This is a genomic window from Mesorhizobium sp. CA6 (assembly GCF_020165035.1).
Lineage (GTDB): Bacteria > Pseudomonadota > Alphaproteobacteria > Rhizobiales > Rhizobiaceae > Mesorhizobium.
Map to the genome: position 1 here is coordinate 186195 of NZ_JAIUHI010000001.1, position 11410 is coordinate 197604.

At 63.9% G+C, this 11410-nt stretch carries 12 protein-coding genes; all 12 read left to right on the plus strand.

Going from position 1 to position 11410, the window contains the following annotated elements; genetic code table 11:
• Positions 1 to 2: 2 nt before the first annotated feature.
• The 12 genes from LB526_RS00815 (at position 3) to LB526_RS00870 (ending at position 11290) form a co-directional block, all read left to right on the plus strand.
• The gene (locus LB526_RS00815; protein ID WP_224625697.1) at positions 3 to 815 is read left to right on the plus strand and encodes a shikimate dehydrogenase family protein; all 813 of its coding nucleotides are present in this window, start codon (positions 3 to 5) and stop codon (positions 813 to 815) included.
• Positions 808 to 1614 (plus strand): SDR family NAD(P)-dependent oxidoreductase, encoded by an 807-nt coding sequence (locus LB526_RS00820; protein WP_224625698.1) that lies wholly within the window; start codon positions 808 to 810, stop codon positions 1612 to 1614. The genes LB526_RS00815 and LB526_RS00820 overlap by 8 nt, the downstream gene beginning before the upstream one ends.
• A gap of 10 nt (positions 1615 to 1624) precedes the next feature.
• On the plus strand, positions 1625 to 1972 hold the full coding sequence (locus tag LB526_RS00825) for a RidA family protein (RefSeq protein WP_224625700.1): 348 nt from the start codon (positions 1625 to 1627) through the stop codon (positions 1970 to 1972).
• Positions 1973 to 2048: 76 nt separating this feature from the next.
• The gene (locus LB526_RS00830; protein ID WP_224542942.1) at positions 2049 to 2837 is read left to right on the plus strand and encodes a FadR/GntR family transcriptional regulator; all 789 of its coding nucleotides are present in this window, start codon (positions 2049 to 2051) and stop codon (positions 2835 to 2837) included.
• A 280-nt stretch (positions 2838 to 3117) separates the two neighbouring features.
• A complete protein-coding gene (locus tag LB526_RS00835; protein ID WP_140630300.1) occupies positions 3118 to 3828 on the plus strand; it encodes an SDR family oxidoreductase in 711 nt (236 codons plus the stop codon).
• 10 nt (positions 3829 to 3838) lie between these two features.
• Positions 3839 to 4588, plus strand: a complete 750-nt coding sequence (locus tag LB526_RS00840) for an SDR family NAD(P)-dependent oxidoreductase (RefSeq protein WP_224625702.1) — start codon at positions 3839 to 3841, stop codon at positions 4586 to 4588.
• Positions 4589 to 4668: 80 nt separating this feature from the next.
• Positions 4669 to 5616, plus strand: a complete 948-nt coding sequence (locus LB526_RS00845; protein ID WP_224523045.1) for a LysR substrate-binding domain-containing protein — start codon at positions 4669 to 4671, stop codon at positions 5614 to 5616.
• Positions 5617 to 5703: 87 nt separating this feature from the next.
• Entirely contained in the window at positions 5704 to 6738 is a 1035-nt protein-coding gene (locus LB526_RS00850) for an amino acid ABC transporter substrate-binding protein (RefSeq protein ID WP_224625703.1), read from the plus strand.
• A gap of 84 nt (positions 6739 to 6822) precedes the next feature.
• Positions 6823 to 7986: an amino acid ABC transporter permease gene (locus LB526_RS00855; protein WP_224625705.1), complete on the plus strand. Its 1164-nt coding sequence runs from the start codon at positions 6823 to 6825 to the stop codon at positions 7984 to 7986.
• An 11-nt stretch (positions 7987 to 7997) separates the two neighbouring features.
• Positions 7998 to 9071, plus strand: a complete 1074-nt coding sequence (locus LB526_RS00860) for an amino acid ABC transporter permease (protein WP_224625707.1) — start codon at positions 7998 to 8000, stop codon at positions 9069 to 9071.
• A gap of 9 nt (positions 9072 to 9080) precedes the next feature.
• Positions 9081 to 9836, plus strand: coding sequence for an amino acid ABC transporter ATP-binding protein (locus tag LB526_RS00865; protein WP_224625709.1), 756 nt, complete (start codon positions 9081 to 9083; stop codon positions 9834 to 9836).
• 50 nt (positions 9837 to 9886) lie between these two features.
• Positions 9887 to 11290 carry an FAD-binding oxidoreductase gene (locus LB526_RS00870; RefSeq protein ID WP_224625710.1) on the plus strand — a complete coding sequence of 468 codons (1404 nt, stop codon included), beginning with the start codon at positions 9887 to 9889 and terminating at the stop codon, positions 11288 to 11290.
• Positions 11291 to 11410 lie beyond the last annotated feature (120 nt).

Below are 11410 nucleotides of genomic sequence, written 5' to 3' on the forward strand. Positions count from 1 at the left end.
CGATGCGCGGAACCGGCAAGGCCGACATCTTCGTCATGCTGGCCCATCCCGTGGGCCATGCCAAGAGCCCCGGCATATTCAACGAGATCTTCGAGCAGAAGGGGCTCGACAGCCTGATGGTGCCGCTGAGCTGCCGTCCGGAAGATTTCGACACTTTCTGGGCCGGCATCACGGCGGCCGAGAACATCAGAGGTGTGATCATCTCCGTGCCCTATAAGGTCCCGGTCTACCACAAATGCGCGGCCGCTCACGACCGCGCCGCGCGTGTGCAGAGCGCCAACTCGGTGCGCCGGCAGGCGGACGGTAGCTGGTATGCCGACAATTTCGACGGCGTCGGCTTCATCGATGGCTTGAAGGCAGGCGGACACCAGATCGCCGGCAAGCGCATCCTCCAAGTTGGCGCCGGCGGCGCCGGCTCCTCGCTGACCTATTGCCTGGCCGAAGAAGGCGCGGCGGAGATACGGCTGGCCGACATCGACCGAGACCGCGCGCAAAAGCTTGCCTCGCTGGTCAACAAGTCCTTCCCCGATTGTCGCATCGAGATCGGAGAGCCCGATCCGTCCGGCATGGACATGGCGATCAACGCCACGCCGTCCGGGCTGAAGGCCGGCGATCCGTTGCCGATGGATGTGAGCAAGCTGACGCCGGAGATGACGGTGGTCGACATCATCATGGAGCCCGCCGAGACGGCGCTGCTCAAGGCGGCGAAAGAGATCGGTTGCCGCATTCAGCCCGGACGCCCGATGATGGATTTCCAGGTCGAGGCCATGGCCGAATTCTTCGACATCGAGCGGAAGGACCACCGCCATGGCTGATATATCGAGCGCCGTCGTCATCGGCGGCACGTCGGGCATCGGCCGCGCGATCGCCGAGCGCTTTGCCGGGGACGGCTATCAGGTGGTCGTCGCCGGCCGTGAAAGCGTCCGTGGCAAGGAAACGGCGAGCGCGTGCGAGAGCATAGGCGCGCCGCGAGCCCTCTTCGTCCGGACCGATGTTGCCGATCCCGTCTCCGTCGAGGCGCTGGCGACGGAAGTCGTGAGCGCGTTCGGCACGCCTCATGTCGTCGTCAACTGCGCCGGCATCCTGCAGAGTGGCAAGCATGTGCTCGACCAGGACCTCGCCGAAGACGAAGAGATGTGGCGCATCAACTATCGCGGCACCCTGCTCGGCTGCCAGGTGTTCGGCCGGCTGATGTCGGCGGCCGGCCGCGGGGCGATCCTCAATGTCGGCTCGCTTGCCTCTTTCGCGCCGCTGTCGCTGCCGGCCTATACGCCGGGAAAACATGCGGTGCTGGCTCTCACCCAGATGTTGGCCGCCGAGCTCGGCCCGCACGGGGTACGCGTCAATGCCGTGGCTCCGGGTTACACGCTGTCGGACGGGCTGAAAGCAAAGATCGCCAAGGGCGAGCGCAACCCCGAAGCCATCCAGGCGACCACGGCTCTGCGCCGCTTCGTCGAGCCGCGCGACGTTGCCGAGGCCGCGCTGTTCCTGTGCTCCGACCGCGCCGCCTCGATAACCGGCGTGACCCTGCCCGTCGATGCCGGCTGGCTCGTCCAGGCGCCCTACGCGCAGTATCTGCAAGGCAATCCCATCCGGCTGACGCCGGCTACCTGAGAGAGAACCCGTGACCGACATCCAGCGCTTCGACTTCGACACCCGCGTTCATCACGGCGTCATTCACAACGGCACGCTTTACCTGACCGGCCAAGTCGCCAAACCGGGTCAATCCGCGGCCGACCAGATGCGCGAGGTGCTCGGCAAGATCGATGCCTTGCTCCCCACGGCCGGCACCGACAAGACCCGCATCCTGCACGTGCAAATGTGGCTGGACGACGTGCGGGATTTCGACGAGGTCAACACGGTCTGGGATGCCTGGATGCCGAAGGAGCACGCGCCGGCCCGCTCCTCCGGCGAGGGCCGCATGGCCAAGCCCGGCATGCTGGTCGAACTGATCGTCACCGCGGCGGTTTGAATGGTCCTGCCGGTTCGGGCATCATCCCGAATCTGAACTTGAACGGCCCTGATCTGATTTGAACGGAAGGACCTCAATGACGAAACGCAAGCCGCTTTCCACCCTGGTGGCGGAGAGCTTGGCCGAAAAGATCCGCTCCGGTCAGTTGCAGCCCGGCGCGCAACTGCCGACCGAGGCGGAGCTTTGCGCCGAATACGACGTCAGCCGCACCGTCGTGCGCGAAGCAGTGGCGCGGCTGCGCTCCGAGGGTATGGTGGTTCCGCAGCAGGGGCGCGGCATGTTCGTCAGCGAAACGCCGACCCCGCGCAGTTTCTCGATCCCGGACGAGGCACTCAGGACCCTGCCGGAAACCATCGCCTTGCTTGAACTCAGACTGAGCGTCGAGGTGGAATCCGCCGGGCTCTGCGCGGAACGCCGCACCGACAAGGAAGCAAGCGGCATCCGCGCCATAATGGATGACATCGACGCGCAGCAGGCCGACCCCGCCGCGGTCCAGATCCATTACGATTATGACTTCCACCTCGCGATCGCCAAGGCGGCGCGCAACGAATTCATCCACGGCTTCCTTGCCTATCTCGGGCCGATGATCGTGCCGAGATTCCAGCTCGGTTATGTCGTCGAGCCTGCCCTCAAGGACAGCTACTACGCGCGTATCCACAGCGAGCACAAAGCCATCGTCGATGCCATCGAAAGGCAGGACGGAAGCAAAGCCCGACAGGCGATGCGCAAGCATCTGCAGAACAGTTTGGGACGTGTGCGCGCGCTTGCCAAAGCCTCGGGCGTCGAGGCAACCGAGGCCGAGCAGAAGGCCGCGGCGGCCTCGCTTTTCACCAAGCTGAAAAAGCCTTTGCCGACCGCTGGGTAGGTTCGCCGACTTCGACGTCGTTCGCCTCTGTCGCCCGCGCGGGCGGCCGGTTGTTTACGAAAGCCATGTTTTTTCTCAGCTGGCGATCGGAAATCCGCCTTCGCGGGTTGAGGACATTGTTTTCCTTGGGATAGCAGCATTTGTCGCCGCATAGGCACGCCGAAATATTCCAGCCGCCGAAAGGCATTCGAAATTTTATCTTTCCTTTTTGCTGCTTTTCTTGGTTTCGCGGCATCGGCCCAGGCCGCAAACTGAAGTCCAAGCAATCGGGGAAGCCCAGGTGACGACAGCCTTCATAACAGGAGCGACGAGCGGCATAGGGCGGGCGATGGCAATTGCGCTGAGCGACGCCGGCTACGACGTCTATGCCGTCGGCCGCAGCCAGGCCGCGCTCAAGGAGCTACAGGCCGAGCGTCCGGGCATCGTGCCGATCGCCGTCGACGTCACCGACCGCGAGGCGCTGGAATCGGTGCTGGCCGATCTCACCGTCGACGTCTTGATCAACAATGCCGGCATCATGCCGCCGCTCGGCAATTTCGCCGATATGAACATCGCCGACATCGACACCACGCTCGAGGTGAACCTCAGCGCCGCGATCCTGCTCACCCGCCTCGTCGTGCCGCAGATGCGCGAGCGGCAGTCGGGCCACATCTTGTTCACCGGTTCCGTCGCCGGCCACACGGCATTCTCCAACATCGCCGTCTACGCGGCCACCAAGGCGGCGATCTCCGGCTTTGCCGGCGCGCTGCGCGCCGACCTCTCTGCGTCCGGCATACGCGTCACCGAGATCGTCGCCGGCCGCGTCGAGACGCAGCTCTATGAAGACATCCTCGACGCCAAGGCGCGCGAGGCCATGTACGCCAGCAAAGTGGTGCAGCCGGATGACGTGGCCAAGATGGTGACCGCGGTTCTCGCGCTCCCCGCATGGGCCGACGTTACCCGTTTTGACATCATGCCGACCTGGCCAACCTCGCCGAGCGGCACCAAGTAAGGGAAACAGGATGAAAGACCTTTCCGTTCTGATCGTTGGCGGCGGCGCAGGCCTCGGCGCTCTTCTCGCCCGCATGGCCGTGGAGGCCGGGGCGACAAAGATCGGTGTCATCGACATTAACCAAGAAGCAGCGCAGAGCGCGCTCGATCCGGCAAAGGCCAAGAGCCTGCCAACCGCAGCGGCGACTTGCGACATCCAGGTCGGCCCGCAGTGCCATGCCGCTTTCGACGCCATCGTTTCGAAGCTCGGGCGCATCGACACGCTGATCAATTGCGCCGCCATCTATCCGCGCCGTCCGCTGCTCGAAATCACCGACGCCGATTGGGACGCCTCCAACGGCATCAACATCAAGGGCACCTATCACATGATGGTGGCCGCGGTTCGCCACATGCAGGCGCAAGAGCCGAAGAACCATGTGCGCGGGCGGATTGTGAACCTCACCTCGGTCGATGCCTTCAAGGCGCATCCGCAGAACGCCCACTATGCAGCGACGAAGGCAGCCGTCGTCAGCCTGACGCGCTCCTTTGCCCATCACGTGGCCAAGGACGGTGTCTTGGTGAATTCCGTCGCACCCGCCGGCATGGCCACGGAGAAGGCAAAGGCGCTCGGTTTCCTGGAGGAGCTGGCTAAGGCAAGCCCTCTCGGCCGCGGCGCCGAGCCGACGGAAATCGCCGAGTGGGTACTCATGACCGGCGGACCCAAGAATACCTACATGACCGGCGAAAACGTCATTGTCTCAGGTGGTTACATCTACGCCTGAACCAACTTCATCAGCCCGGCCCGGCTGACATTCAGCAGTGCATGATCGACGGAGTCTCGAACGAAAGGAGGCGGAATTCCATGACCGGCAAGCTTCGCCTCCCATCGCTCAACGCGCTGCGCGTTTTCCACGCCGTCGCGCAGCACAAGAGTTTTAGGCAGGCAGCCGACGAATTGCTGGTCACGCCGCAAGCGGTCGGGCAGCAGATCAAGCTCCTTGAGGACACGCTCCAGGTGACGCTGTTCGAGCGCAAGGGTCGTTCGATCGAGCTGACCGAATCCGCCATTTTGCTCTCGCACTACGTCAAGGCCGGCTTCGAGGAGTTTTCCGAAGGTGTCCGCCGCGTCACCAAGTCGAACTACCGCGACCGCATCAACCTCAATGCCAGCCCCTACTTCGCCACGCACTATTTGCTGCCCAGGCTCTCGCTCTTCCGCGAGATGCTGCCGGGCGCCGATCTGCGCCTGACGACGATGGTCGACCTGCCCGACTTCGGGCGCGACGACATCGATATGACCGTGCAGTGGGGCTACGGCAACTGGCCGGACTACGAAACCACGCTCTTGGTGCCGGATCCGAAGATCATTTGCTGCACGCCGGCGATCGGCGAAAAGATCAAGTCGGCGCACGATCTCACGAAGTTCACGCTGCTCGACACCGTCAAGTCGAAGCGCCTGTGGCCGGATATTCTGCGGCACCTTGGCGTCGAGCTGACGGATGGAGACCGCAGCATCAGCTTCGACGATGCCGCGACCATGCGTCGGGCGACCCTGCAAGGCATCGGCGTCGGCCTGGTTTCCGTGATCGATGCCGAGGAAGATTTCCGCTCCGGCGCGCTGGTGGCGCCGATCGGCCGCGACGCTATTGCCGATATGAAGCCGGAGGAAGTGCCTGGTTTCTATCTCGTCGTCCCGCGCGGGCATCTGCGCGTGAAGGCGGTGGCGGCGCTCCATCGGTGGCTGGCCCAGGAGGATTGGCGGAGCGACCTGAAACTCTCCTTGCCGAAACCGACCCCGCTTTCCGACTGAGAGGCGGCTTCGAGACCGAGTCCCGAAGACATCTGCGGGGCTCCAACAACAAGAAACGGAACAACCTCAACAGTGGAGACAACAACTATGAAAATGATCAAATGGGGGGCCGCCGCCATGGCCCTGGGCCTCGCGCATCTGGCGGTGCCGGCTGAAGCCGCCGGCGGCAAGACGCTGGAGACCGTGAAGGCCCGCGGCGTGCTCAACTGCACCGGCCATGACGGCTCCTATCTCGGCTTCGCCGAAGTGGACGACAAAGGCAACTGGAAGGGCATGGACATCGACCTCTGCAAGGCGGTGGCGACCGCCGTGTTCGGCGATCCGGCGAAGCTGAAGGTCGTGCCGATCAGCTGGGCGCAGCGCTGGCCCTCGCTTCAGTCGGGCGATGTCGACATCATCATCAAGGCCTCGGGCGGCACACTCAGCCGCGACACCGAGCTCGGCCTGCAATTCTCGACGTCCTACTATCTCGGCACCACCAAGGTGATGGCGCATAAGGAGCTCAACCTGAAATCGCTCAAGGATGCCAATGGCGGCACGATCTGCATTCCCGCCGGCACCTCGCAGGAACAGCAGGTCGCCGCCTACGCCCAGAAGCTCGGCATCAAGCTCGAGCCGGTGCTGATCGAAAAGACGGAAGAGTTGGAGCAGGCCTACTTCTCCGGCCGTTGCGATCTTTATGCGCAGTGGGGTCCGACATTGGCCATCGCCCGCATCGCTAAGAGCAAGGTCGAAGACCATGTCATCCTGCCCGACGTGCTCGCGGTAGAGCCGGAAGTCATGATCATGCGCCAGGGCGACGACAATTGGGTCGACATCGCCAACTGGACGCTGAGCACACTGATCTTCGCCGAGCAGGAAGGCATCACCTCCAAGAACGTCGACGAGATCAAGGCCAAGCCGACCTCGCCGCAGGTGGCGAAGTTCCTTGGCGTGACGCCCGGCATGGGCAAAGGCCTCGGGCTTTCGGACGACTGGGCCTACAACGTGATCAAGAAGGTCGGCAATTACGGCCAGATCTTCGATCGCGACCTAGGCAAGGATTCGCCCTACAAGATGGATCGCGAGCTAACCAACCTCTGGAACAATGGCGGCGTCCTGTTCCCGCTGGTGATCGACTGATCCACGTCTGACGGTGTTACCGCTCAAGGCTCCCGCCCGGCTTCGGCCGGGCGGAGCCGGCGGCAATTCGAGAAGGATTGGTCAATGGTCAGCCTGCTGAGAAATCAGAAGGTCCGCAACGCGCTGTTGCAGGTCGTCTATGTCGGTTCGCTTGCAGCCCTGGTGCTCGCAGGCATCATCATCGCGCGGCGGAATCTCGCGGAGCAAGGGATCACCTCGGGATTCGATTTCCTCTACAAGTCGACGGGCTGGGACGTGAACTTCTCGTTGCTGCCGGCCACGGCCAACGATCCCTATTGGTGGTTCTTCCTCATCGGCATCATCAACACGCTGTTCCTGGGCTGCACCGGGCTGATCCTGGCAACGCTCGTCGGGACGATCGTCGGCCTGGCGCGGACCTCGTCCAACGAACTGGCGCAATTGCTCGGCCGCACCTATGTCGACATCTTCCGCAACATCCCGCTGATCCTCCAGGTCTTCTTCTGGTACGCTTTGATCACGCACCTGCCGACGCCGCGCGCTGCGCACGAAGCCTGGGGCTTTCTGCTGACCAGCCGCGGCCTCTACGTGCCGGCGCCGAATGTCGGCGGGGTGGCAATGGCGCTGGCCACATCGGCCCTGATCGCCGCCATCGCGCTGCCGGTCTGGCTGGGCAGGACGTCACGGCTCAGCCAGCCGTTCGGCCAGCGTGCCACCATTCAGCTTGCCGGTGCTGCTGCGGCGCTGGCCTGCGCGGCCATCGTTTTGGTGGTAGGACGTCTGCCTGACGCACCGCTGCTCGATTTCCCGGCCCTGGAAGGCCTCAACCTGAGGGGCGGCCTGCGCGTTCCGCCGGAATTCTCCGCCTTGGCTATCGCGATCGCCATCTATGGCGGCTCCTACATCGCAGAAATCGTGCGCGGCGGCTTCAAATCTGTCGGCATGGGCCAGATGGAAGCTGCACGCTCGCTCGGTTTGAGCCCATGGCGCGTCTTCACGCTGGTGCGTCTGCCGCTGGCGTTGCGGGCCATGCTGCCGATCCTTGCCAACCAGTATGTCTGGCTGATGAAGGCCACGACCATGGGCATTGCCGTCGGCTTCACCGACTTCTTCATGATCGTGGCGTTGACCATCAATCATTCCGGCCAGACCCTGGAAGTGATCGGCATCCTGATGGGAGGCTTCCTCGCCATCAATCTCAGCCTCGCCGCCGTCTTCAACCGCATCAACAAGGCCATTGCCCTCAAGGGCAATCAACTGAGGGGATGACAGAGATGGAGATGGTCATTGTCGCCCCCCCTGCCCCGGGCAGGCTCGAAGACCTGAAGTGCCGCTTCTTCGCGACGCCGCTCCAGGCGCTGCTGTCGCTGATCTCCCTGGCGATCATGGTCTCTATCGTCTGGAAACTGCTCAACTGGGCAGTCTTTTCTGCCGTCTTCACCACGAGTGGCGGGCCAGAGGCGTGCCAGGCGGCGGCAGGAGCCTGCTGGTCGGTCATCGCTGCCCGGTGGCGGATCATCCTGTTCGGTCTCTATCCCTTCGAGGAGCAATGGCGCTCCGCGCTCGCCTGCCTGACCGTGGTGGTGATGACGGTGCTGAGCTGTATTCCGGCCTTCTGGACCGGACGCCGGATCGCGCTGGTGTGGGGAGCAGGAGCAGCGTCGTACTACGTGCTGATGAAAGGCGGCGTGCTCGGCCTTTCCTATGTCGGCGAGGAAGCCTGGGGCGGGCTGGCGCTCACCCTCTTCATCTTCGTGACCACCTGTCTGATCGGCTTCCCGCTGGCGGTCTGCTTGGCGCTGCTGCGCCGCTCCGAGCTGCCATGGATATCCAGGACCACCGGTCTCATCATCGATGGGGTCCGGTCGTTGCCGCTGATCTCGATCCTGTTCACCTTCGCCATCGTCCTGCCTTTCGCCTTGCCGCAGTGGATGGCGGGCGACAAGCTCTACCGGGTGATCCTGGGTTCCGCCTTGTTCTTCTCCGCCTATCAGGCCGAGATCGTCAGAGGCGGCATGCAGGGCGTCCCGGCCGGGCAGGAAGAAGCCGCCATGGCGCTCGGCATGAGCTACTGGCAGCGCATCGGCCGCATCCTTCTGCCGCAGGCGATGCGCAACGCGCTGCCGGCCACGATCAACCAGTTCGTCATCTCGTTCAAGGAGACCTCGCTGGTGGTCATCGTCGGCTTCTTCGAGATCCTGGCCTCAGGCAACGCCGCCTATGGCACCGGCGAATGGCGCTTCGCCTATGTCGAGGTCTATGCCTTCATTGCCTTCATCTACTTCGTCTTCGTCTTCAGCCTGTCCCGCTACGGCGCTTACCTCGAGCGGCGCATGGCGGTGGGCGAGCGGTAGGAGGCACGCATGGATTCCACGCTCCCGTCCGGCCCGGCCGTGCATATCGAAGGCCTCGACAAACATTACGGGTCGTTCTACGCGCTGCGGAAGATAAACCTCTCCGTCGGGCGCGGCGAAAGGATCGTCATCTGCGGTCCGTCAGGCTCCGGCAAATCCACCCTGATCCGCTGCATCAACCGGCTCGAACAGCATGACGGCGGCCGCATCGCCGTGCTCGGCACCGAGCTCAACGACGACGTCGGCAATATCGACGGGATCAGGCGCGAAGTCGGCATGGTGTTCCAGCACTTCAATCTGTTCCCGCACATGACGGTGCTGGAGAACTGCATGATCGCGCCAATGATCGTGCGCAAGCGGCCGCGCGCGGAAGCCGAGACGACGGCCAGGCGCTTTCTGGAGAAGGTGCGAATCCCTGAGCAGGCGATGAAGTTTCCGAGCCAGCTTTCCGGCGGCCAGCAGCAGCGCGTCGCGATCGCCCGCGCGCTCTGCATGCAGCCGCAGATCATGCTGTTCGACGAGCCGACCTCGGCGCTCGACCCGGAGATGATCGCCGAGGTGCTGGATGTCATGGTGACGCTCGCTTCCGAAGGCATGACGATGATCTGCGTGACCCACGAAATGGGCTTCGCCCGTCGCGTCGCCGACCGGGTCATCTTTATGGACGGCGGCGAGATCGTCGAAGAGGCGCCGCCGGAGGCGTTCTTCACGTCCTCCCGAAATGAGCGAACCCGTCAGTTTCTGTCGCAGGTGCTGGGTCATTGAACAGCATCCCGGGAGATGCAACGTTCGCGCGCACATCAGCAGGAATTTCAATGACCGATCCCATAGTCGCCCTGCGCGGGATACTCGGACCGAAAGGCTGGCTTTCGGGCGATGATGCCCAACCTTACCAGCGCGATTGGCTCAACCGCTACGGCGTCCGGCCCGTGGGCGTCGCCCGCCCCGCCAGCACCGCGGAGGTGGCCGCGGTCGTCAAGGCTTGCCGGCAGGCAGGATTGGCAGTCGTGCCGCAAGGCGGCAATACCGGCCTGTGCGGTGGGGCCGTCGCCGAGCAGCCCGACGCGGTTATCGTCTCGCTGTCGCGCATGACGGCAATCGGCGAGCCGGATCCGGAGAGCGGCTCGATCGCGGTTGAGGCAGGCGTCGTGCTCGCCGCGCTGCACGAGGCGCTGGAGCCGCGTGGCCTGATGTTCCCAGTGCATCTTGGGGCCGAAGGCAGCGCCAGGATCGGCGGTCTGATCGGCATCAATGCCGGCGGCAGCCAGGCCTTTCGCTTCGGCATGATGCAGGATCTGGTCCTCGGCCTCGAGGTCGTCATGACGGACGGCACGGTGTGGGACGGAATGCGCGCGGTACAGAAGGACAATGCAGGCTATCAGCTGCGCAAGCTGTTCTGCGGTTCGGAAGGCACGCTCGGCATCGTGACGCGAGCAATCCTCAGGCTCTATCCCTCGCCAAAGCAGCGGGCGAGCGCGCTGCTGGTGATGTCCGACTTCGCCGCCGCCGTGTCGTTCGGGGCGTTTCTGCGTGGCGAGGCCGGAGAGTTCCTGGCCGGCCTTGAGTTCTTTTCGGATGTCGGCCTGACGCTCGCGCTCAAGCATCTTCCAGACCTCGCCTATCAGCTGGAGACGCGGGGCGACGTCTATCTGCTCGTCGAGATGGCGTCGGGCTCGACGCGCGTCCCCCTCGACGACATCCTGGGTTCGGCGCTGGAATGGGGCATGGAGCAAGGCCTGGTCGTCGATGGCGCGCTGGCCAATTCGGGCGCGCAGCGGGCGCAGTTCTGGCGCCTGCGCGAGGAGCAGCCGGAAGGCCAGCGGCTGGAGGGCGAGCAGCTCAAGCACGACATCTCCGTGCCGCCGGGCGCGATCGCGCGCTTCATCGAGGCGGGCGCGAAACTATGCCACAAGATTCTTCCGGGCGTGCGGATCAACCCGTTCGGCCATCTCGGCGACGGCAACATCCATTACAATCTGTCGCCGCCGGCGGGCCGCGCCGATTTCGATGGGAAAGCCGCGGCATTCGCTGAGGCGCTGGCCGCTTCAGCCACTGACATGGGCGGGAGCTTCGCCGCCGAGCATGGGCTCGGCCGCGCCAAGATCGCCATGGCCGACCGAAACAGAAGTCCGGTGGAGCGGGAGCTCATGGCACGGCTGAAGGATGCATTCGATCCGTCGGGCATGATGAACCCCAGTGTTTTGGTGCGGATTTCATAGCGAAAGAAAAACTTTCGTATGGATCGCATTTCTTGATTTCGCGTCGACCGGCCGCAGTGCAGGTATAAATCCGAAAGGCAGGCTCGGTCCGCTTGCCACCGGCTTAAGAGGATGTCGAAG